The sequence below is a fragment of the Nostoc sp. KVJ3 genome (assembly GCF_026127265.1).
Classification (GTDB): Bacteria; Cyanobacteriota; Cyanobacteriia; order Cyanobacteriales; family Nostocaceae; genus Nostoc.
This window is the reverse complement of sequence record NZ_WWFG01000001.1, coordinates 73,966-97,572: the sequence shown is the minus strand read 5'-3', so window position 1 is coordinate 97,572 and position 23,607 is coordinate 73,966. Positions and strand designations below refer to the sequence as shown.

The following is a 23,607-nucleotide window of genomic DNA, read 5'->3' as shown; positions in this document are numbered from 1 at the left end:
ATCTCAGATGTATGAATCATCAGCCACTTGATGCAACCACCGCCACCAGTTTTTTACCAATGGTGTCGGTGGTTGTTCCTATTTATAACGGTGAGGCGGATTTACCAGAGTTAATCAACTGTTTGTTGTCTCAAACTTACCCAAAAGACCGGGTAGAGTACTTGTTAGTAGACAATAACAGTAGCGATCGCACTCTCACCATCCTCAAAACATCTGCTGAAAACTGCCCAATTACAATTCGTCCCTTGAGCGAAAACCAAATTCAAAGCTCATACTCTGCTCGTAATACTGGGATTCGCGCTGCTGTGAGCGAAATTATCGTTTTTACCGATGCTGATTGTCGCCCTCAACCACAATGGTTAAATTCATTGATTCAGCCTTTTGTCAATAAGGAAGTGGTAATTGTGGCTGGGGAAATTTTGGCACTACCAGGTACAACTCTGCTAGAACAACACGCAGATCGGCAAGAAACTTTGTCGCAAAAGCATACCCTTAACCATACCTTTCGTCCCTATGGACAAACAGCTAACTTAGCGATTCGACGCATCGCCTTAGAAAAAGCGGGTTTATTTCGTCCTTATCTTACCACTGGTGGCGATGCCGATATTTGCTGGCGAATTTTGGGAGAAAACATCGGGCGTTTGGAATTTGCCCCAAATGCGATCGTTCAGCACCGCCATCGTGCCACACTCAAAGAACTGCAAAGCCAATGGCGGCGCTATGGACGCTCAAATCGCTATCTACACGAACTGCACGGTGTCGATTTGATGCGAGAGATGACACCCAAAGAATACGGCTATCGTTTGGCACGTTGGTTATTGAAAGAAATACCAAGGGATATTAAAAAGGTGTTGGTGCAGCCCGTCACAGGTATCGCAGGTCAAGTCACCCTTGTAGATTTATTAAATACCCCCATTGGTTTGTTCACAGCGAGGGCGCGTACTGCTGGGCAAAGAGATGCCAAGCTGCCAGATAATGCCAAGATAATCGATCGATTGTAATGGATTGACATCTCCCTCGGTTTCTAACCGAGGGGTTTTAAACCCATTTCTCTGATAATCAAGATGCATTTGAATATATTTTTTGGCGTTCTCTATGCAATGCACTGCCTATACAAAATATATTAAGGGTCATACTAATTGGATTTGGTTTAGTGTTTTTAGTCCTCATAGTCAAACTTTAGCAAGCGCCAGCGGAGACTATACCGCGAAAATCTGGGATGTGAATACAGTTGTATGCTTGATAACTCTCAAAGGGCATCGCAATGGTGTATTGGCGATCGCTTTTAGTCCTGATGGTAAAATTGTAGCTACCGCTAGCGATGACCATACTACAAAATCATAGTATTTAACTACAGATAATAGCGATCGCCTAACCTATGGTAGATGTATCAAAACTCTAGAAAGCCATACCAGTGGAGTTTATTTTGTCACATTTAGCCCTGATGGTTTGCTACTTGTCACTGATAGACACGGCAATATCTTTCTTATATTCCCATATCCTCTTGTTCAATGACTGTCAACTTTCGCTAAATTGGAAAAAGGAAAACTCAAGGGAATTTTAAATGTCAGCACAATTGTTACTGGTGGATGATGAACCAGGGATACGGGAAGCCGTGAAAGACTATTTGCAAGAGAGCGGTTTCAGCGTTCAAGTCGCCAGTAACGCCCTTGAAGGTTGGGAATGGATGCAGATGAATACACCTGATTTGGTGATTTCTGATGTCATGATGCCCCAAGTGGATGGCTATCAGTTCCTCAAACAACTACGAGAAGACCCCCGCTTCCAAGCACTGCCGGTAGTATTTTTAACTGCTAAGGGTATGACAGGCGATCGCATCCAAGGCTATCATGCTGGTGTTGATGCCTATCTACCCAAACCCTTCGATCCAGATGAGTTAGTGGCCATAGTCGAAAATTTGCTAGCCCGCCGCGTCGCCAAAAATGCAACTACGGGAGATGATGCTGAAACCCCCGATTTGGCTGAACTAGCCAATCAGATTTCCCAAATTAAGGCGTTGTTAACTCAAAGAAATGCAATTTCCCAATCACCAGCCCCTTTCAAAATTGATTTGACTCCCAGAGAACAAAGTGTTTTAGACTTAGTCGCTGAAGGGTTGATGAATAAAGAAATCGCCCGTCGCTTAGAAACCAGCGTCCGCAATGTAGAAAAATACGTTAGCCGTTTGTTTAGTAAAACTGGCACTAATAGCCGGACAGAGTTAGTTCGTTTTGCTCTAGAACACGGTTTGGCTAAATAGGCGTTGGGTAATTGGTAATAGGCAACTGGCTGCTAAACCATGACCTACTACCAGCTACCAGTAATAGATAAAACATAAGTATTTCAGCAAATCAGGCACTTAGCTCAAGCGAAAAGCTAAAAGAAAGGTTATTTATTTTTATTTTGATCTTTTAGGTTTTCATTTGATTTGCGCCTATTGTTTAATCCTTCACCTGTAAAGACACAGGGTTTTGTTCTTCCTGCAATGTTTTGATAAAAACTCGGTAAAATGCACCCGGCTGAACTTGCTCTCAGATTCTACCAGTACCCTTTGCTACAAAGTTTTTAAAAGAGGAAACTGTTCCTGGGACTTTGTGCTGCTAAATAAGACTTTCACAAAGTAGAAATCACAATATTTTATAAATTCTACTTGTAGCTTAGTTTTTATTGCAACGGGGCTATGGGATCAACATTTATTCGATTTGATGCCCAATTCATGTTTATTTGACAACTTAAATTACACCTTTAAGTTTGTGGATTCTCGGCAGCATTACGCAAGCGCATTAGCTGACGGCGCATTTGAGGTGAGGCTTTGAATTCAGACACCTCTTGCGCTTTAACGGACGCTTGCAGCGTTTCCAGAAAATCATCAGAACCCTCGGTTAATGCATCAAGTAGCACTTGTAAGAGTTGTTCGCGATCGCCTAATAAACTCTTTTCCTCAATCAACCGGAATTTGAGATGGATTTCGCACTCATAAACACCTACTTCGAGATTATTTATCTGGCGTGGCAATGCTTTGGAGTTCATAGCTATTGAGATTCCTTTACTTGGTTGTCATGAGGGTAAGGAGGTAGATGTCCAGCAAAAATTCTTTATATCTCTTTTGAATCCAAAGTGCTTGAATTAAGAATTTTTCTTCATCAATCACTTTTGTATCCTATTTCACTCTCCTGTGTTTTATTTTCAAGCTAAATTTTCACTGTCTAGATTTTGATGTTTCTGTACCAGATGTAGCTTATGGTAAGCCATAACTATTATTCAGTTTTTAAGATTCTACACAATAAAGTTTCTGTAAGAAGTTGTTCAACCTTTTTAAAGGTTTTTACATCAACTTTATGTTAACGTCAACAACAGTTTGACTTGTTACTCTAATTTTGGTGTTTATACGTAAGTAAAATCGCTTAAGTTTTTTCCACTTATTAAAGCCAGAGGTCGATGTAGCACTATTCAGTAGAATTACTAGATGTACGTTTTTTGCAATAGAAAATTCCGAATAAATTGATCGGCATAATTATTAATCTAAAAACTTTTGTTTTCTATAAAAAATGTACACAGATCGAATTATTCTTGGCAAGTGCTTGACTCTACTGGCTTTTGAGCTTGAGGAGTAGAGAAATTATCGCAGAGGGTAACATTAGCACACCGCTTTAAATTGTTTGTCTACCCCAAATCAAAACACTCTCCTCAGCGATTTTTACAGAAAAATAGTTTGAGTACTGTCAGTACTCGCAATTAATTGCATCTTCAACTCCTAACATAAGTACGAAGTTAATCAGTACAGGTGATATTTTTACTGATGCCCATTCAATATACCCTTTTGAAACTGCGTTCAAAGCTTGTAAATTGAGAGCATTCAAGCTCGAATATAGCGTCTACAATAATTTCAGTGTAATTCACCCAAATCTTACACCCTTTTATGGATAACCCGATGCTGCTCAAGTCCACAACCCGGCACGTCCGCATTTTTGCAGGCGAAATTGACCGGGATGGCGAACTGATTCCTAGTCAACAGGTCTTAACCTTAGATATTGACCCAGATAATGAATTTAACTGGAATGAAGATGCGCTGCAAAAAGTTTATCGAAAATTTGATGAACTAGTAGAAGCATCCAGTGGCGCAGACCTCACGGACTATAATTTGCGCCGTGTGGGGTCAGATTTAGAGCATTATCTGCGATCGCTCCTCCAACTCGGCGAACTCAGCTACAATCTTTCTGCTCGCGTTACTAACTACAGCATGGGAGTCCCTCAAGTCGCAATTGACGACAAACCATAACCTAAAGAGTTGGTAGCGAGTAGTCATCTAGAAAAGGCTACGAAAAACCTAACCCCCTTCCCGCGTTGGGAAGGGGGGAATTTGGAATTATCTCTTCTACCAAGAAAGATATTTAGAAAGCTTTTCTTCATTCATCTGCTACTTTTGGCAAAAGTATATAGGGATCTTAATTCTTAATTAAAGTTAATTATTGCTATCCTACTTATAAACTGAATAAATGCCAACACGATCTACCTCTTGATGATAGGGTAATTTAGCAAAAGCAAATAGCGCAGTTATGCTTGGGTTATGCTTTGTTAACAGGGTTGAAGCTAGTTGCTTTGGTGATCAAGAGTCACAGAGCAATAGAAGCTATGATGAGGCTGTAGGGTTGACTTAGGAGCGTATTTTTTGCGTAAGTTAAGTATTAGCACCTGCTGATATCCGCCAGCTAAAATCATCATCTAAAGTCTGGGTATGTCAAGTTTAAGAAAGATGAGCGGTCTAGATTGTCCCTACTAATGCTATTAAAGAAATTGCCAATCGCTGATCGGTGCGAAAACTATGGAAAATGACGCGGCAACGCTCTACTGTCCAAATGAAAATTGTCAGGCTGCCAACCCCCTGACTCACAAGTTTTGCCAGCGATGTTCCACGCCCCTACCCAAAAATTACCTCTGGGCTGTGGTAGATGGCCCGAGTGTGGGTAGCCCTGGAGAAATATTAGCCGATCGCTATTTAGTTATTGATAAATCTGTTCTTTTAGATACAAAGCCTGGTTTACTATCACTAACACCTGAGTTAGAAAATTTACAGCCTTTAAGAGCTTATCTAAGACTCATTCCCTACCGCTTACACGTACCGCAGGTATATGGAGTCCTATTTGTAGCTGATGGTTCTTCCCATGAAAGAGAAATATTACTCTTAGAAAAGCCGCCTCTGTTAGTCGATGACACAATTCAAAAGGTGCATTTGGGCAGTGAGTTAACCGTCGCTTGGCGTGATGCAACATCGATGCGCCAACTCAATTGGTTATGGCAAATAGCTCATCTGTGGCAACCTCTTGTTAGTGAAGGTGTCGCCTCTAGCTTACTTGACTCATCTGTATTACGGGTAGAAGGATCGTTAGTTCGGTTGTTGGATTTGCGTTTCGACTCCGAAACATCACCAGAATTAGCGCAATTAGGGCAATTTTGGCACCAGTTGGTTAGTAATGCCAAACCAGCCATAGTTGATTTTGTCGATCGCGTTAGCCTTGCCCTAATTCAGGGTGAGATTAACTCAAGTGACCAATTAATCGGAGTTTTAGATGGAGGACTGGCACAATTAGGGCGATCGCAAACACCCACGATCAAAATTATCACCAAAACCGACACTGGGCCAAGTCGTCAACGCAACGAAGATGCCTGTAGCCCTCCCAGTGGAACTATTGTAAGCAAACCACCCCAGCCAACTGCCTTAGCAATTGTCTGTGATGGCATCGGTGGACACGAAGGTGGCAATGTCGCTTCAAATTTAGCCATTGAAACGATCCAGCAGCAGGTACAGCAACTCACAAAAGTTCCTTATGACCATATCGACCCGTCCTTACTGCTTAATGACCTAGAAAAGGCAGTGGCAATTGCCAATGACAAAATTAGTCAGCGCAACGACGGTGAAAATCGCCAAGGACGGCAGCGCATGGGCACGACTTTAGTCATGGCATTGCCTGTGGCCCACGAAATGTATATTACCCATGTAGGTGATAGTCGCGCTTACTGGATTACCCGCCACGGCTGTTATCAAGTTACCCTTGATGATGATGTCGCTTCCCGCGAGGTAAGGCTAGGTTATGCCATTTATCGCGATGCCGTACAACAAAGTGCTGCTGGCTCTCTTGTGCAAGCTTTGGGTATGGGGCCCAGCAGTTCATTGCATCCCACATCGACGCGGTTTATGCTCGATGAAGATGCCGTTTTTCTCCTCACATCCGATGGTTTGAGTGATTTTGATCGGGTGGAAGAATACTGGGAAACAGAAATCTTGCCGATTTTAGTCGCAGAAGCAAATATCGCAAATGTTGCTGATAGATTAGTCGAAATTGCTAATACTAAAAATGGACACGATAATGTCACCGTCGCTTTAGTTCATTATCAAGTCCAATATTGGGAACCAGAAATCACCATCAAAGCCTTCATTCCAGAGAGTTATTCTGCCAAAACTGTTGATTTGTCCTCCAGGGCGACAGATGCAACAGTTTTAGATAGCTCAAACCACAAAACTCAGGTGATTCCAGACACCGAACCGGCGAAAACTCGCCAATTACCTCTCCAGTGGATTGTGCCGTTAATATTTGTGGTCATAGCAGGTTCTGTAGGATTATTCGTCAGGCAACTGCGATCGCCATCAGGCTCATTGCCAATTTTTGCCAATCCAACACCAACTCCCAACTCTACCATCGAAGCGACACCCGCACCGCGATCGCTTGATAACCTTTCTCCTGGTTGGGTAATTAAAGCCAACAATCAAATCCCCTTGAAAAATAACCAATCCCTTCCCCCAGGAGCTTTTTTAGAAGTTATCAACACAAAACCAAATCCGAAACCAGCTTCGGGAAATTTTGAAGTTTCTATGCGAGTCTGTGACAATAAAAACACGCCAACTCCAGCTAATACTAATAACCCAGTAGCTACTTCTTCAGTTCCACCCAATTTGAAACCTTTGCCAGCAACAGTATTGGTAGATTTATTCCAACTAAAACGCTTGGGTGTCTCGGTTTTGCAATCAGATGCACCAAATCCATGTACAACTGTCACGCAACCGCCAGCTACTCCATCACCTGATACCAGTCCAAGTTAATCAAATACTCGATAAACTTGTAAAAACCTGGAATAATAACAGATAATAACCAAAGTAAAAAACTTACAAGGTAAAAAAAGTAGAAAGTTTTTATCTTGAAGAATTGTTGTTTGAAATTATTTGTTTTAGCTTTTAGTTTTATGAATCCATGCCATCCCTGAATTTGGCGATCGCCCGTCTCCTAAATACTGGCACTGACAACTTCGCCATTTGGGTGGTCAAGGCTCCCTATCCCAGTGGCTATGTTTTACGTGACTCTGTATGGCCTGTTGAACTGAATCAAGTTTGGCAAGAATGGCAGCAGATGTTTGCCGGTCATAGTCGTCTAGATATTTCCCAAAACCCAACATCTCAAAAGTCCAACCCATTCCCCATAGATTGGATTTCCCCCCCTTCAAGTCAAACCACTGGCCCCTACAGCAGTCGTCTGATGCAATATTTAGGAATGAATTTATGGCGCTGGGTATTTGACGGGCAAATTCTTGGTAGTCTAGAACGCAGTCGTGGGATTGCTATGGGTCAGCATACACGTTTGCGTTTTCGACTAGAAATTCGCGACCCGGATCTCATCGCTCTCCCTTGGGAAATTATGCAACGTGAGCCTGGTCAATCGGCTATGTCTCTCTCCCAAGATTTACTATTTAGTCGCACCAGTAGCGAAGTTGAACCCTTACCGTATCTCCGAACTGACCAAGCTTTAAGTATTCTGTTGGTTTTAGGTCATGATGAAAAAAAGCTACAATTAGAACAAGAAGCTGCTCTTTTACAGCAAAGTCTTGTCGATGCATCTGTGGGTGGTAATTCCCAAAGATATGCACCTTGTATAGTTAATCAACTTCTACAACCAACTCCCCAGGAGTTGATTCAAGAATTAGAAACCAAAGCATACAATGTTTTCTTTTACGCTGGACATGGTTTGCCAGGAGCAGACGGAGGATTACTGTTTTTGCGACCAGATATGCCTCTGAATGGCATCGAATTAGCGCAAGTATTGACCCGTACAGGTGTAAAATTAGCAGTTTTCAACGCCTGTTGGGGCGCACAACCAGCCGCTATCAATCATCAAGCAATACCTGCCAGCAGTTTAGCAGAAGTACTGATTCGTCATGGTGTACCTGCGGTTTTGGGGATGCGCGATGAAATCGCCGATCGCGAAAGCCATAGTTTTATTCAAGCCTTTACCGAAGCATTGCGATCGCACAAACCAATTGATGAAGCCGTAGCACTGGCTAGGCAAGAATTATTAACACTGTATAAATTTAATCAACCAGCTTGGACTTTGCCTGTTCTGTATCTGCATCCAGATTTTAACGGCGAACTCGTTAAAAATCTAGATGAAGGTGTTACGGAACTACCAGATACAGCCATTCCTGATATCGGTTCCCCGCTTCCCACTGCTTCGTTGCGATCGCTCACGCCAAAAGGTAAAACCTGGCTACTGCGTTATGGAGTTACCCGCATCGGTCGCACGAAAGATAATGATGTCGTCATCGCCGAACCATCTGTATCCAAACGCCACGCCGAAATCTTTTGCCGCAATACTCTTACTGATGCTACATTGGTGCGAACTTATTATCTGCAAGATTTTTCTACCTACGGGACAACCTGGTTTTTAGGGCCTAATGGCTGGCAACAAATCCTCCGAGAGGAAGTCCCCTTGAAATCGGGAATGCAGTTAAAGTTTGGAAGTGCTAGAGGGGAAACCTGGGAGTTTATTATTGAAGACTCCTAGTAGAGCTATTGCATAAATAGATTTTGATATTGAACATCAGCTTTTAAAATCTATTTTCCCCGGAGAAAAATCAACTGCTTTTGCGGAAATCTCTTCTGAAGGATTGTAGCTGTAAATACCACCAAATAATCGGGAGACAATAAAAAATGGCTCATAAAATTAACGGCTCAGACACATTCTCTTCTTTGCCATCTCAAGTAGATTTAGAGTTTTTAGAAGCTTTACTAGAACCAGACGATGCTACCTATCCCTGGAACCCGGCTGATGAACAATCAGAAGCTTATTTTCAAGAATTAGAAGAACAGTTCGGAATGCAAGATTTGCTTGATGAAGAACTGACGACGCGATCGCAAGATTTTTACAACCATCTAGACACACTTTGGTCTGGTATATCCCTTACGTCAAGCCATAATCACAATTTCCAATCAGCACTACTGCGAAATCTTCAAGAAGCACTACGGACTAATTTTGCCGCTTCTGTACCTCAAGGACTGCTCAACAGCATCGCCACCAAAGCTGCGGAAATTTTTGCTGCCCAGCAATCAATTGGTGAACAACTAGTTGAATGCGTTCAAACTGTACTACCAACTTGGGGAACAGAGGATCTTTTAGTTTTGGCTCGTCCTTTTGCTTATGCTATGCGGAGTAGTGAATCGCAAAACGCCGCATCTGCACTCAGTAATCTGAATAATAGCGAGTGGGCAGCTTTATCAGAAGTAGAGAAAGCAAAGGTTAGTTTAGCGATCGCTTCTTATGCTTTTACTCAACTCAACCAGTCTCAGTCTGAACTATAAAATAGGGAACAGGTAACAGTTGGTAGGTTACGGGCAACAGAAAAAGTAGAGAAAGCTCAAATTTTCATCTTGCGCTGTGTTCGCATAGCCCACGTTTTGTAATCTCTATACGTTCAGAGTCATCTCTTGCAAAGATGTTCATTGACATTACGTAGAGGCGCAAAGAGGAGTCGAAAATCAAGACTTTTGCAAGAAGTTTAATGATTTTTATTTTTTAGGCATAGTTATCCCATAATAGAATTGAACGGTACGCTGATTTTCTAACTAGGCCATCTATCCAAAGATATAAATATTCAAATTATCTCCCTACTCCCTTATTTCGGGCCCAAAAATCGGGTAGCAAAATTTTGCGATCGCGTCGGTGACAGCGCCCTTGCCTTGAGAATTGCCGCCATCAAAAAGGCGTAAGATAACACCCCAACAACTACCAACAGTAAAGCATTAATCGATCCTGTTGCATTCCACAAAGCATGGAGCGCAGCAGCACTAAGATAACCAATAGAGAGAATTTGCCAACTTCTACTGGGCTTGAGAACAGCCAACCCGATAAAATAGCCCAGATAGCCACTATAAGCCATGTGTCCCGCTACAGAGCCTAAAATTCGCGGAATTAGCAGCTGTAAACCCGCTAATTGACCGGCAGCGCCTGTACCAACCTGTTGCGACACATTTTGAGTAATATCCGGCACATATTGACCGAGAGTTTCTAAGAGAGTAAAGCCCACAGCCGAAGCTGTTCCGAGGAGAATACCATCTAGAGGTTCCCACACCCCTATGCGTTCCCGCCAAGGTGAAGACAACATCCTCCCAATGGCAAACGCCCCAAGTACAGGCAATGCCTTAAGTAATTCTTCCATCAACCCAGCGCCAAAAAACATCCGTACCAGCAACTCGGTGAAAGTGATAGATTCTTGGGATGAGGGCAAGTTTCCAGGAAGAATGCCGCGAAACACGAAGATAAATAGATCCAACAGGGGACTGAGCAAAATCAGGGTTGTACTCAATGCTGCACCCATTAGCACCCACCAAGGCTTCTGTTTACCGCAAAGTTGGTAAACAAAATAGTAGGCAGCGAAGGCGATGTAAGTTGCGACGATAACTTGATTCGCTTGGGGATGACCAACTGTCGCAAACATTAATACTACAAAGATTACGGTCAGTATTCCCGGTACGAGATAAGCTTTCCGAGTTAAATCTTTACCAGTGGAAATAATGGGAAAAAGCTGGGTAAAGCTAACAGAATCTGGCTGCTTTAATTGGGTGTGTCCGTGGTAATTTGTCGCCGAAGGTAATGGTGTAACTTGGTTAACTGTTGTAGCCGGGGTTTGGTAAGTAAACTCGTACTCAAAAACGTATTGTGGGCCATCAGCACCTAGAGAAATGCGATCGCCTGGGTGCAATTCCTGACATTCATATAAGCGTTGGCCATTCAAATAAGTGCCATTAGCACTATTTAAATCACAAAGCACCCAGCTGAATTTGCTATCTGGGGATAAAGAGAGGGGACGAACCACTGCATGACGACGAGATACCATCCGGTACATCATGGCATCCAAGACAACTTGGCAGCTGGGGTCGCGTCCAATTACCATCTCTTTACTGGGGGGCAGCGAGTAGCGAGATTCTGATCCAGAAGTTGCCCCATTACCAGACACTAGCCGCAGAAATGCATTATGTCTTGCGTTTTTGCCTGTCATCGAGTTAGTGTGCGTTTCTAAATTAATTCTTCTTCACATCATTTGGCCGCAGGATTAACCTTAGCCACATTAACAGCAGCATTGCTAAATCCACTATAGCTTCACTTCCTGCTAAGAAATTTAAAATTATAGATGGTAAATTTCAAATTGTTTCACCTAATGTTAATAAGTATTCCATGTACTGAGAGTTTGTCCTAAATGGGCTTGTCACGCAGATGAATCGGACTGTATAGTTTGTCTGCTTTTGACATCGTAGCTGCAAATTTAACCCACGGCAATTTATCTAAAAACAGTAATTTTTACTGCATTTAGTTTCATTTAGAAAATATATAATTTCTGCTGGTCTATTTTATAGGACTTACGCAAAACTATACCCTGTAGGGGCAATTCATTGGAAGTCATCGGGAAACTCCATCCCCTTGTGAGTCTATGGTGTACACACAAGTCTTTGGTGAGACGATTTGCAGTAGCCCCTAAGAAACCTCACCCTGGTTTTACTGCGTAAAATATGTGCGTCTCCAAAGCATCGGCTAGCGCGTACACACAAGTCTAGAAATAGCTGAGGAACACAGGTTTTACCCCTCCCCGTATGTATGGGAGGAAACCGGATTTCCTGTTTCCCTCCTTTATAAGGGGGGATTAAGGGGGGTAATTCGATGACTTGTGTGTACACCGTAGGCCAAACAGGGCATTGGTAACTCTTCCCCATGTCCATTTGTTATGCCCAAAAACTACACCCACAAGGGGATGGAGTTTTCCATAAATTGCCCTGAGAAGAAAATTAGGGTTTCGGCTATTATTTGCGTAAATCTTGATTTATTATGTAACCCACATTCCGCACTTCAAAAGTAGCATAAAGTAATACAGAGTTATCCTTGGATATACCTGAGTAAAAATACTTAGAAGCTTCTAATCGAAAAAGTGAGACAATCAAAAAAATCTAAAATATTTTAGAGGTAGAAAAATTGTCTCCAACCTCAGAAACAAAAATTAAAAATATAGATCACTTAGGAATAGTAGCTGGACTAATTGATGAAATAGGAATAGTTGACATAATCAACTCCAAATTAGGAATAGATGTTCGGGAAAAAATTTCATCAGGAATATTAGTAAAAGCTATTCTGCTCAATGGATTAGGATTTGTATCAAGACCTTTATATTTATTTAGTCAATTTTTTGAAGACAAAGGAATCGAATTATTATTGGCAGAAGGAATAAAAAGCGATTATGTGAATGATGATAAACTGGGAAGAGTTATGGATAAATTGTATAAATATGGATTGAATAACCTATTTATAGAAATTGTCTTATCTGTGATTAATAAATTCAAGATAGAAACAAAATATTCTCATTTAGATGCGACATCATTTCATCTGCATGGGGAATATAAAAATGAATATAATCAAGAGAAAGAGTTAGAAATAATCAAACAAAAACCAATAATTATCACCAAAGGATATTCGCGCGACCATAGAGCAAACTTGAAACAATGTGTATTAGATTTAATAACAAGTAGTGATGGAGATATACCATTATTAATGAGAGCAGGAGATGGAAATGAAGCAGACAAAGCCGTGTTTGGAAAAATATTAGGAGAGTTTAAAAAGCAGATAAACTTTGATAGTATCATGGTCTGTGATAGTGCATTGTATAGTCAAGAAAATCTCCAATTAATCGAACATCTAAAATGGATAAGTAGAGTACCGATGACAATCAAAAGAGCAAAGGAATTAGTTCATTCGGTAGAGATAGAAGAGATAAATTCCGAAGAAAGTGCAAAAAGAGCAGCCTTGAATTTAGACGGATACAAGTGGAAATCGGAAATAGTAAATTATGGTGGCATCAAACAAAATTGGCTAATAGTAGAAAGTCAAAAAAGACAAGAAAGTGATTTGAAGAAGTTAGAAAAAAAGATGAAAACCGAAAAAATCAAAGTTGAAAAGCTGCTCAAGGAAATAAACAAAGAAGATTTTGAAAGTCCAGAACAAGCTCGATATAAACTAAAAAGCGTAAACAAAAAATTGAACCTCTTTGAAATTAAAGAAGTTAAGGTTATTCAAAGTAAATCAAAAGGTAATAAGACTATTTACAAAATAGAAGGAGTGGAGCATCAAAAGCCAGAAGAGATAGAAAGAATCAGAAAAGAAGCGGGAAGATTTATTTTAGCGACAAACTTAGTTGACGATGATAAGTTAAAACCAGAAGAAATTTTGACAAATTACAAAAATCAACAGTCTTGTGAAAGAGGGTTCAGATTTCTAAAAGACCCTTTGTTTTTTGCCGATAGTTTATTTGTAGAAAACCCTGAAAGAATCGAGACGATGTTATTTTTAATGTCTTTGTGCTTGTTAGTTTATAATCTTGGACAAAGGGAACTGAGAAATAGCTTAAAAAGAATCAAAATCGGAATCAAAAATCAACTAGGTAAGTTAACGATTTCTCCGACATTAAGATGGGTGTTTCAATGTTTTCAAGGAATTCATCTTTTGACTTTAAATGGTGTTAACCAAATTGTTAATTTAACATTAGAACGTAATTTTATTTTGAATTGCCTGCCATCATCTTGTCTAAAATATTATCTGCTTTCTTAAAGTGAACAACTTTTGGAAAATGAAGAAAAATTTATCAACATCGAAGAAACAGTAATTGCTCTTCAAATTTTTAGTGCTTACATAACCATCAAATACATTGTGTTTGATGATTTATTTTCATGCTGTAGATTCGTTCAGCACTACGAATCTTAATCATCCTGATTTTTTTGCTTTTCTCTTGACGTAATCTCTTTGTACTTCAAGTTGAAGTGCGGAATGTGGGATGTAATTAAAGCAGATTAAATTCTGCGATCGCTCTGTTAAAGTTTTTGCTTTCATGTCCTGGGCGGCTGAGTTTAATCAAGGCAAAACGCTGTAAGGGCGTTAAAGCTGCCCAATGTTGCTGTGTCAGGGTTACACTTATTTCTTCAGCTTTTTCCTGGATGCTGGCTGGTACAGTGCTTGAGTCTAGCCATGCAGGATGTGGCTCAATGGGTAATTTCGTGGCTGGTATACCAGTGCGTTGTAGAATTAATTGTTGGATATGTTCGCGGTAAGACTGAATTTCTGTTTCTGTAGTGCAGGGTAACTCGACTAAAGCTTGACGCTCGGCTGTAGTCATTTGATTCCAATCAGACAATTTTAGCTTGATACCACAGGTATCTAAATTGCATCGCACTTGCATGGGGATACAACGCAGGGAATTAACGAAGTCTGCTTCAAATTGAAAGAAATCTGTCATAATCAAGTATTCAAAATTCAATTATTCAAAATTAACGATTTTTAACCATCGATAATTTTTTATATTTAAGTTAGAGAGATAAGTAATTAAAAACAATTTTGTCAAAAATGCAGTTTCGGCTGCTCTTATGTAGCAAGTATACTATATTCTTTGCGGATAGATTGGACTAAACTATATATTTCTAAATTTCTAAATATTAATGCCTGACAATAATCAAGCTCTATTTTTAACGGTTATTTTTGTCATTACTGAGACGGATTATTAAATAACTAATTGAAAGAGCGAGAATAGCAATTCCTAGACCAATTATATCAATACCTGAGACTTTTTCTAAGTCAAGAATAATAATTTTTCTCGCGACAGCAATTAAGGAGGTAACAATAACTAATTCAACCTGAAAAACGTGTTTCCGCAAATAAGCTGTGATATTTTCTAAGATTTCTAAAGCAATTAAAATATTCAAAAACAAGCCAAAAATTTTATATAAGGTTGTGTTAAACTTAGCGTAAGGCGCTGTCAACAACTCTTTAAAAATAAAAATTGCTAAGTCTCCAATTGCCACCAAAATTACAACTACCATAAAAATAGATAGAACTTTAGAAACTAGCACCTCTACGTTTTCGATGATGTGCATGAAGTTCTCATCTTTAGTAGCTCCTACAATTGCTCTCAGTAACTTTTTCATGTGTTGCACCCAATTAAAAAATAAAATCCCATAGATAAATCTAAAGGATTAAAAAAAAGATACTTGGCCGATGCTTTGTCAGTTCTCTATCTGTTCTTTATTCTTTATCCATAGATAAAATTGCCTTTAGCAAAATATCTTAATTAATAGATATTTAACCTCTTTGAATATAGTAATTGGTAATAGTCAAAATTAGAGAGTCATAAAAAACAATAATCACTATTGACTATTGATTATTGACAAAATTACTTATTGGTGATTATAAATTAGAAGTTTAGAGATATGCTTCGCAGCTTACCATTGGGAAGACTGGAGTTGATAATTTTTGACTGTAACTTCTACAGAAATTGGAATCAACTGGACTGCACAGGCTTTTAATTCTGGTTGTAGCGAATCGGGACAACATTCTGGATGGGTGAGGGCGTTAGCTTCGGCATTATCTGCCCAGAGTGAACCCCAATGCATGGGGACAAAGACTGTACCAGGTGCGATCGCTTTGGTTACTTTAGCAGGAAACTGAGCTTTACCGCGACGCGATCGCACTTCCACACCCTGATTATCTACAATACCTAACTTAGCAGCGTCACGGGGATGAATTTCGATAAATGGTTCGGGGTGCATTTTGCAAATTTTTTCAATACGACCGGTGCGGGTTTGGGTGTGCCAATGTCCGTAAAGTCGCCCATTAGTTAGCACAAAAGGATAATCGGGGTCTGGTGGTTCTGCCAATCCCTTTGAGTAATATGCCCCAAATCGAGCGCGTCCGTCAGGGGTATGAAAGCGTAAATCGGTATATAAACGCTTTCCAGAGGTTTCTCCCCCTGCTTCCCCTGCTCCTCTATTCCCCTTGCTCTCTTCTGGATGGGGCCATTGAGTCGGCCCTTCAGTTTGTAATTGCGCGTGACTGATACCCGTCATATCGCAGGGGCGATTTTGAGTTAATTGGACGAATTCAGCATAAACTTCAGCCGAGTTAGCAAAGGCAAATTCTTTCTCAAAACCTAATCTCCGTCCAACTTCAGCGAAAATTTCCCAATCTGCTTTAGCTTCTCTTGGTGGTTGGCGAAATGCTTGACACAGAGTTACCACCCGTTCGGAATTTGTCATCACACCAGTTTTTTCACCCCATTGGGCTGCGGGTAGGAGAACATGAGCGTAGGCGGAGGTTTCTGTGGGATAATAAGCGTCTTGGTAAATAGTGAAAGGCGATCGCAACAATGCTTTTTTCGTCCGCTCCAAATCTGGCATACTTACAGCTGGATTAGTAGCTGCAATCCACAATAACCCGACAGCATCATTTTCTAAGCTAGTAATCATTTCCCAAACACTCAAACCGGGATTGGGTGAAATTTGCCCTGGCTTAAGTTGCCAAAACTCCTCAACTTCTGCGCGGTGCTGAGGATTTTTCACCGACCGATAACCAGGTAATAAATTCGCCAAACCTCCGGCTTCCCTTCCCCCCATTGCGTTTGGCTGACCTGTGAGAGAAAAAGGGCCTGTGCCAGGTTTGCCAATTTGTCCGGTCATCAGATGCAGGTTAATGATAGTTCTTACCTTAGCTGTCCCTTCTGATGATTGATTTACACCCATTGACCACAAAGACAGTACCCGTTGTGATTTTCCCCAATAGTGGGCTGCTGTTTCTAAATCTTCAATGCTAATTCCACATTGATTCGCCACTACTTCCGGGGGATAGTGGCGAATCACTTCTGCATAAGCGGGAAAGTTACTGGTACAGTCATCCATGAACATGGTATCAATGTAGTTCCAGCGCATCAATAAATGGGCGATGCCGTTTAACAAATCGATATCTGTACCCGGACGAATGGCTAAATGTAAATCAGCCGCTTCTGCGGTTGGTGTGCGTCGGGGGTCTACCACAATCATTTTGACCTTGCGGTTCTTTTTGTGATATTTTGCCAGTCGGTTAAAAACAATGGGGTGACATTCGGCTGTATTAGTGCCAATTAAAAATGCACAGTCAGTTAACTCTAGGTCTTCGTAACAACAGGGTGGGCCATCTGCGCCAAAGCTTTGAATGTAGCCAGCCACAGCACTAGACATACATAAACGGGAGTTAGCATCAAAATTATTAGTACCCAAACAGCCTTTCATGAGTTTCTGGGCTATATAGTAGTCCTCGGTTTGAAACTGACCGGAACCATACATACATAAGGCTTCTGACCCTTGGGTGAAGCGGACTGTTTGAATGCGTTGGGTGATGAGATTAAAAGCTTCATCCCAACTAACGCGGCGAAACTCTTGATCTAGAGAGTTTCGCACCATTGGGTAATGTAATCTATTTTTATCTAAAGATTCTGCGATCGTTGCGCCTTTGACACAAACCATACCCTGACTAGATGGATGGGCTTTATCGCCGCGCACCCGCCAAGTCGGATTTCCTTCACTATCTCGATTAGTTGCTTTGCCAAGTTGGGCTGGGGGTGAAACTTCTAGTCCACAGCCAACACCGCAGTAAGGACAAAGGGTTTTAGTAAATTCATTCATGGTAGTTGTACCATTTTGTTATTTTGATTGTGCAACCTCAGATATAGCGACAATTTAAAAATTTTATATGTTATGCAAAGACTCTTTGAAACTTTTATTGCTTGGCGTTCTTGGCGTTCTTGGCGGTTCGTTATTTATCGAACCGCCAAGACGCAGAGGGCGCAGAGGAAGGATGAATCTGATAGTTAATTTCACTACTTCATCCCTCGACTAATTATTCTTCAGTTAATAAGATAGAGTTTTGAGTTGTGGTTTCTGGTGATTCACCTTCGTAGGCTGCGGCAAAGGAACCTTTTGGTTCTTTGAGGAAGAAGGCACACATGAAAGCACAGATTAGTGCAGCGATACCCATTGTGCTAAATAGTGTGGGAGCGTCGGTTAAGCTAAAAATTGTTAGGTAAACTACGCCGCCAAAATTACCGTATGCTCCCACGTTACCGGCAATTTGTCCAGTGGCTTCTTTTTTAATCATGGGTACGATGCTATAGGTTGCACCGCAGCCAGCTTGGGCAAAGTAAGCGGCAAACATTGTCACTGCGATCGCAACTGGAATTGGCCAGCTACTATTAATAAAATGTGCCATTAAGTAACTAACACCGATACCAACGCTGATAATTGTCATTGTCCACTTCCGCGAACCAAATTTATCAGAAATTAAGCCGCCACTAGGACGAGAAACCAAATTTAAGAAGGGATAGGTAGCGGCAATCATCCCGGCGATCACATGCTCTAAAGCAAAGGTTTTCTCAAAAAACGCCGGGAGCATAGAAACGGCTGCCAGTTCGCTGCCAAAGCTAGTTATATATGTGAATTCGAGTAAAGCTACTTGTCCAAATTGAAAGCGTTCTGATGCAGCGTAAGTTTTCTTGCCAATGAGTAGTTCTCGGTTTACTTCCCAAGCTTTGTAACTTTGGTAAGCAAACAATCCTGCTAATACTAACCAAGTCAAATACATTTGACTCAAAGTTAAAAAGTGAATGTTCTTTTGTTCCAAGCGCCAAGCTAATAAACCCAAGGCGAAAATCAAACCAAAATTCGAGATAATCATTGCCCAGAAGCTTTTGATGCTAGTAGAACTTACGCATTGACAGAAAATTGATACTATGTATTCAAATTCAAATTCTGCGCTAAATGTTCCAAAATAAAGTCACGAGCTACTTGGAGAGACAGATTCCTTTGGATTTCATACCAATTTTCAATCAAGTCTTCTGCCCGCATTAATTCTAATTGTGTGAAAGCGCGAATTGCACTAAAAAAGTGAGTCTTAATAGCATCGGTTGTTCTAACCATGAATCTTCCAATGCCACATACTTGTTTAATAGCTCTGTGGTAACACTCAATCCCCCAATGAATTGAATGTAGCTCTTTAAATTCTGTTCTGGAAATTGAGTTTAGTGTATCTTTTTCAGGGATATACATAATGTAATATCTTTTAGTTTCGTTTTTGAAACTTTTCCGAAATACTTTTACCTGACCAAAATTCTTTAGATACACTATTAAACCATCTTCGGGAATTTCTAAGTTTTGGACTTGGGTAAAATTTTTACCATCAATGGAACATGAGCGATTTTTAGCTACCCCAGTTAAAAACCCTAATCCCTTGTTTTTCAGTAACTTCAGGTTTTTTTGACTGGAATACCAAGCGTCAGTTGTCATTGTTTTAGGCTTTAAACCCCAATCCATTACCTCAGTAATCATTTCTCGTAAATAATCATTTTTAGTCTTGTTATCTTGTTTGTTATAAATGCGATAATTTACAGGTACAGATTTACCTGAACACTCGGTGTAATACAAGGTAATTAACTGAACTCCCTTAACGGCACGATGATGTCTACCTGAATAGTAATAACCGATTAAATCTGTTATTTCCGGGTCACTATGAGGCTTATCAATTACCGTATCATCTCCACTTAAAGTACCTCCAACTAGATTGATATTGGGCTTGATTTCTTCAAATAAGTCCTTGGGTTCGTACCGTTCACGTAGCAAAAATCTATTGACGCTATCATGAGATAAATTTTCCATTATCTCTGCCAGACGTGTGCAACCTGGATACTTTGATTCTGCCAGTAGAAACAGAGTATAAGTGTTCAAGTCACATTTAGCGGTTGATGGTTTAGTAATTGCTCTGATTGTCCGAACCCTAAACACAGCCAAGTAAATTATCTGTTTTTAACGCCTCTGGTAACTAGCGGTCGCTGTTTTTTTTCTGCATTCTCCTTATGCACTTTTTGTCTTGCTTGTCAATGCGTAAGTTCTAGCTAGTTACTTCTAGGGAACCATTCTTTTTAGGTTTATTGTAGATTTTTCCTGTGGGCGTATCTTGAACAGTGTTGTAATAAATTACGCCATAGATAGCTGCAATGATACCTGTAAGTGCGATCGCTAATCGCCAGTTAGAAGCACCACCAGCAAAAAAGCTGGTAGAAACTGCAATCATTGGTAAGGCAAACTCCGCGCCAAAAGCTCCAAAGTTACCCCAACCGCCATAAATACCTTGAGCAACGCCCATCTCCTTGGGTTGGAACCATTCTGCCACCATGCGGATACCCACAACAAACCCAGAGCCGACAATTCCCATCAGCAAACGACTGATGACTAATTGATTAAAGTCTTGCGCTAGGGCTGTTGCTAAACAAGGAACTACTGCAAACATCAGCAAGATTGAGTAGGTGATTCTGGGGCCAAAACGATCCAGAAGCATCCCAATAATTAACCGCGCAGGAATTGTGAGGGCGAGGTTACAGATGCCCAAAGTTTTGATTTGCTCAGGGGCTAAATGTAGCTCTCTGCCAATGGTTGTAGCAAAGGGAGCAAAGTTAAACCAACAGACAAAGGTGAGAAAGAAAGCAAACCAAGTCTGATGTAAAATGCGGTAGCGATCGCTAAATGAAAATAATTTTTTAAGCATTCTAATTGAATAAGTGAGGGAGATAGCAATCCGGTTCGGTTAGCTTGTTTATCGAGCAAAGATCCCCCCAACCCCCCTTAGCTACAGTCAGATTACCCCCCTTAATCCCCCCGTTTATTGGGGGGAAATTGAGATTTCCGGTTCCCTCCCCTTTATAACTACGGTGTACACACAAGTCTTTGAGAGTGGTCTCATAGGCTTTTGATCCCCCCAACCCCCCTTAAAAAGGGGGGCAAAAGTCTCTTAAAGTCCCCCTTTTTAAGGGGGATTTAGGGGGATCTCCAACGATTTTGGGTTTCTACAGAGATGTGTGTACACCGTAGCCCCTTTATAAGGGGAGGGTTAGGGTGGGGTAAAACCAGTGTTAATCAGCTATTTTCAGACTTGTGTATACACCGTAGCCTTAAAAAGGGGGGCTATTTTTTTCATTGGGGGAGATAGCAGTTAGCGGTTAGTAATTGCTAAAGCTTCTTCCTTGAGTTTCGCCCCGAAGTTTTTAATCAGTAAGTCTTGCAATATTGGCTGCAAGTCTTCACAGGGTATACCTTTGGTAACGCAAGTTCCTAAATGAGCGTCTTTGCCGACTTTGCCGCCCATATATATGTCAACGCCTTCGAGGGTTTTGCCATTTTTGCGAGTTTTGGTTCCCATCAAGCCGATGTCTGCAACTTGAGGCTGTCCACAAGAGTTGGGGCAACCTGTCCAGTGGATTCGGACTGGATTGGTGAAGATTAAGTCTTCTTCTAAGGCTTTAATCATTGCCAGGGCGCGGTTTTTGGTTTCGATGAGGGCGAAGTTGCAAAATTGTGCGCCTGTGCAAGATACTAGCGATCGCGCCAGTAAACCTGGATTAATCGAAAATCTTTCTAGTAACGGTTGTGTTAAAAATATTGCTAACCGCGAGTCAGAAATGTTGGGGATGACAATGTTTTGCTCAACGGTAAACCGAATTTCACCACTGCCAAAAACTTCTGCTAAACGGGCAATTTCAAACATATCTTCGGCAGACAACCGCCCAACAGGAATATTTAAACCTACGTAATTTAATCCCGCTTGCTTTTGTTTATATACTCCGATATGATCGCGTTTTTCCCAGTCTATTTCATCTTTTGCGGCTGCGGGTAATAATGATTTACCCAAACGGCTTTCTACTTCTGCTCGAAACTTTTCTAAACCCCATTCATCAATTAGCCACATCAAGCGGGATTTTTGCCGATTAGCACGCGGCCCGTTGTCACGAAAAACTTCCAAAACCGCTCTACATACTGCTACCACATCTTCTGGAGCCACCCAAGCATTGAGAGGAATCGCCGCCTCACAACGTTTAGCTGAGAAAAAGCCACCCACGAGGACGTTAAAGCCAAATATTTGCCCTGTTCCCTCCTTAAATGCTGGAACAAAAGCCAAATCGTTAATTTCAGCGTGAACTGAATTGTCTCTTCCACCTGCGATCGCAATGTTAAATTTCCGTGGTAAGTTGCTAAACTCTGGGTTTCCTTCACCTTTGTTGGTGAGCATATCTTGAATTTGTTGTACCAACTCTCGTGTGTCGTACAACTCATCTGCATCCAACCCCGCCACCGGATCGCCTGTAATATTGCGAACGTTATCCATCCCTGATTGGATAGTGGTTAAACCAACTGCGTGAAATCTATTAAAGATATCTGGTAAATCTTCAATTCTGATCCCCCGTAATTGAATATTCTGTCTCGTAGTAATATCAGCGCAACCATCATCCCCGTAACGCTGCACCACTTGGGCTAAAACACTCATCTGACTGCTGGTGAGAATACCGTTAGGCATCCGTAACCGCATCATAAACTTCCCTGGGGTAACTGGGCGAAAAAACACGCCTACCCACTTGAGCCGATGATCGCGATCGGTTTCGTCCATTGCTTCCCAGCCCAAGGCAGCAAATCTCTCTATCTCATCCCTGATGGCGAGTCCATCTTTTTGTGCCTTGAATTTCTCGAATTTATTCAGGCTGGTAGTGTTAGTTGTTGTGTCTGTCATGAGGCTGACTCTCGTGAAAATTTGTGCTGCTAATTGCCCAATATCAATCAACCCGTAGTTCCATTAGCTGGTATATCTACGAGAATTAGGGAATAAAAACTTAATATTTGGTTACGGCTGATTATTGCTACTCAAAAGCATTCCAACCTGAAAGTTCAAATCCGTGGTTAGTTAAGGAAAACTTGTCGCCATTTATATCTTGGAAATTTGTCAAGTAGGTTTAGATAATGTTCATGTAACAATTTCGATACTCATAACTTAAGGTGAGTTTTCTGTTAAAATCGTATAAATTGTTACGATTTTTTGGTAAAATTGCTGAAAAAGGATACATAATATGCATTTTTTGCATCCAAGTCAGCCAATCAGCCACACAAACCGCTTGATGAAGAGTGTTTGAGATGATCGAAGGGATTTTGGATTGCCATAGATTAATCCAAAATCCAAAATCCAAAATCCAAAATTGAGTGTGGTACTTATGAAACGTCGTGATTTTATTAATTGGGTTGGTTTGGGTTTGATAGCGAGTTCTCTACCCGTAGCGATCGCAGCTTGTTCTTCTCAAAGACCTTCTGCATCTGGAGATTGGCAAACAGTAGGCACTTCGGCAGATTTAGATAAAACTGGTCAATTGCTGGCTAAAAACTCACCTGCTGGGCCTGTGTTGGTAATCGGCACATCTAAATCGCCAAATCTGACAGCTGTTAACCCTACCTGTACTCACGCAGGTTGTACCGTCGCATGGAAAGCTGACGCAAAAAAATTCGCTTGTCCCTGTCATGGTTCAGAATATGGGGCTGATGGTAAGGTGCTAAAAGGCCCTGCTCCAAGTCCACTTAAAACTTACGCCGCCAAAATTGAGGGCAATTCAGTTGTAGTCAAGCCAGCTTAAGTAATTCGT

General features: G+C 41.1%; 17 protein-coding genes and 2 pseudogenes. 10 read left to right on the top strand and 9 right to left on the bottom strand.

Going from position 1 to position 23,607, the window contains the following annotated elements:
* Positions 1 to 11 precede the first annotated feature (11 nt).
* The 4 genes from GTQ43_RS00385 (at position 12) to GTQ43_RS00375 (ending at position 2,260) form a co-directional block, all read left to right on the top strand.
* Positions 12 to 1,001, top strand: a complete 990-nt coding sequence (locus GTQ43_RS00385; RefSeq protein ID WP_265269701.1) for a glycosyltransferase — start codon at positions 12 to 14, stop codon at positions 999 to 1,001.
* A 94-nt stretch (positions 1,002 to 1,095) separates the two neighbouring features.
* A complete protein-coding gene (locus tag GTQ43_RS00380) occupies positions 1,096 to 1,344 on the top strand; it encodes a WD40 repeat domain-containing protein (RefSeq protein WP_265269699.1) in 249 nt (82 codons plus the stop codon).
* Between the two features lie 45 nt (positions 1,345 to 1,389).
* Positions 1,390 to 1,515, top strand: coding sequence for a hypothetical protein (locus tag GTQ43_RS41670; protein WP_414859104.1), 126 nt, complete (start codon positions 1,390 to 1,392; stop codon positions 1,513 to 1,515).
* A gap of 49 nt (positions 1,516 to 1,564) precedes the next feature.
* Positions 1,565 to 2,260: a response regulator transcription factor gene (locus GTQ43_RS00375; RefSeq protein WP_265269697.1), complete on the top strand. Its 696-nt coding sequence runs from the start codon at positions 1,565 to 1,567 to the stop codon at positions 2,258 to 2,260.
* Positions 2,261 to 2,745: 485 nt separating this feature from the next.
* Here GTQ43_RS00375 and GTQ43_RS00370 read toward each other — a convergent pair whose 3' ends face one another.
* Complete coding sequence (locus GTQ43_RS00370; protein ID WP_138498346.1) at positions 2,746 to 3,030, bottom strand: Npun_R1517 family heterocyst differentiation transcriptional regulator; 285 nt, start codon at positions 3,028 to 3,030, stop codon at positions 2,746 to 2,748.
* 889 nt (positions 3,031 to 3,919) lie between these two features.
* On the opposite strand from GTQ43_RS00370, the gene GTQ43_RS00365 reads away from it, so the two are divergent.
* The 4 genes from GTQ43_RS00365 to GTQ43_RS00350 all read left to right on the top strand — a co-directional run bounded on the left by GTQ43_RS00365 (position 3,920) and on the right by GTQ43_RS00350 (position 9,622).
* Positions 3,920 to 4,279, top strand: a complete 360-nt coding sequence (locus GTQ43_RS00365) for an NAD(P)H-quinone oxidoreductase subunit M (protein WP_265269692.1) — start codon at positions 3,920 to 3,922, stop codon at positions 4,277 to 4,279.
* A gap of 543 nt (positions 4,280 to 4,822) precedes the next feature.
* Positions 4,823 to 7,096 carry a protein phosphatase 2C domain-containing protein gene (locus GTQ43_RS00360; RefSeq protein WP_265269690.1) on the top strand — a complete coding sequence of 758 codons (2,274 nt, stop codon included), beginning with the start codon at positions 4,823 to 4,825 and terminating at the stop codon, positions 7,094 to 7,096.
* Between the two features lie 148 nt (positions 7,097 to 7,244).
* Positions 7,245 to 8,828 (top strand): CHAT domain-containing protein, encoded by a 1,584-nt coding sequence (locus GTQ43_RS00355; protein ID WP_265269688.1) that lies wholly within the window; start codon positions 7,245 to 7,247, stop codon positions 8,826 to 8,828.
* Between the two features lie 146 nt (positions 8,829 to 8,974).
* On the top strand, positions 8,975 to 9,622 hold the full coding sequence (locus tag GTQ43_RS00350) for a hypothetical protein (RefSeq protein WP_265269686.1): 648 nt from the start codon (positions 8,975 to 8,977) through the stop codon (positions 9,620 to 9,622).
* Positions 9,623 to 9,936: 314 nt separating this feature from the next.
* Here the strand turns inward: GTQ43_RS00350 and GTQ43_RS00345 are convergent, their stop codons facing one another.
* Positions 9,937 to 11,319 carry a PrsW family glutamic-type intramembrane protease gene (locus GTQ43_RS00345; RefSeq protein ID WP_265269683.1) on the bottom strand — a complete coding sequence of 461 codons (1,383 nt, stop codon included), beginning with the start codon at positions 11,317 to 11,319 and terminating at the stop codon, positions 9,937 to 9,939.
* Positions 11,320 to 12,284: 965 nt separating this feature from the next.
* On the opposite strand from GTQ43_RS00345, the gene GTQ43_RS00340 reads away from it, so the two are divergent.
* The gene (locus GTQ43_RS00340; RefSeq protein ID WP_265269681.1) at positions 12,285 to 13,910 is read left to right on the top strand and encodes an IS1634 family transposase; all 1,626 of its coding nucleotides are present in this window, start codon (positions 12,285 to 12,287) and stop codon (positions 13,908 to 13,910) included.
* 229 nt (positions 13,911 to 14,139) lie between these two features.
* Here GTQ43_RS00340 and GTQ43_RS00335 read toward each other — a convergent pair whose 3' ends face one another.
* The 7 genes and pseudogenes from GTQ43_RS00335 to GTQ43_RS00305 all read right to left on the bottom strand — a co-directional run bounded on the left by GTQ43_RS00335 (position 14,140) and on the right by GTQ43_RS00305 (position 22,709).
* Complete coding sequence (locus GTQ43_RS00335) at positions 14,140 to 14,592, bottom strand: nitrate reductase associated protein (RefSeq protein ID WP_265269679.1); 453 nt, start codon at positions 14,590 to 14,592, stop codon at positions 14,140 to 14,142.
* A 226-nt stretch (positions 14,593 to 14,818) separates the two neighbouring features.
* Complete coding sequence (locus GTQ43_RS00330; protein WP_265269677.1) at positions 14,819 to 15,277, bottom strand: phosphate-starvation-inducible PsiE family protein; 459 nt, start codon at positions 15,275 to 15,277, stop codon at positions 14,819 to 14,821.
* A 294-nt stretch (positions 15,278 to 15,571) separates the two neighbouring features.
* Positions 15,572 to 17,785 (bottom strand): molybdopterin oxidoreductase family protein, encoded by a 2,214-nt coding sequence (locus GTQ43_RS00325; RefSeq protein WP_265269675.1) that lies wholly within the window; start codon positions 17,783 to 17,785, stop codon positions 15,572 to 15,574.
* Positions 17,786 to 17,999: 214 nt separating this feature from the next.
* Positions 18,000 to 18,857 (bottom strand): annotated as a pseudogene (locus GTQ43_RS00320) (MFS transporter); the annotation flags it as partial.
* Positions 18,858 to 18,886: 29 nt separating this feature from the next.
* Positions 18,887 to 19,918, bottom strand: coding sequence for a transposase (locus GTQ43_RS00315; protein WP_265273632.1), 1,032 nt, complete (start codon positions 19,916 to 19,918; stop codon positions 18,887 to 18,889).
* A 127-nt stretch (positions 19,919 to 20,045) separates the two neighbouring features.
* Positions 20,046 to 20,696, bottom strand: a pseudogene (locus tag GTQ43_RS00310) (MFS transporter); the annotation flags it as partial.
* Between the two features lie 444 nt (positions 20,697 to 21,140).
* Positions 21,141 to 22,709: a ferredoxin--nitrite reductase gene (locus tag GTQ43_RS00305; RefSeq protein ID WP_265269673.1), complete on the bottom strand. Its 1,569-nt coding sequence runs from the start codon at positions 22,707 to 22,709 to the stop codon at positions 21,141 to 21,143.
* 475 nt (positions 22,710 to 23,184) lie between these two features.
* Between GTQ43_RS00305 and GTQ43_RS00300 the strand changes: the two genes are divergently transcribed.
* Positions 23,185 to 23,598, top strand: coding sequence for a ubiquinol-cytochrome c reductase iron-sulfur subunit (locus tag GTQ43_RS00300; protein ID WP_265269671.1), 414 nt, complete (start codon positions 23,185 to 23,187; stop codon positions 23,596 to 23,598).
* Positions 23,599 to 23,607 lie beyond the last annotated feature (9 nt).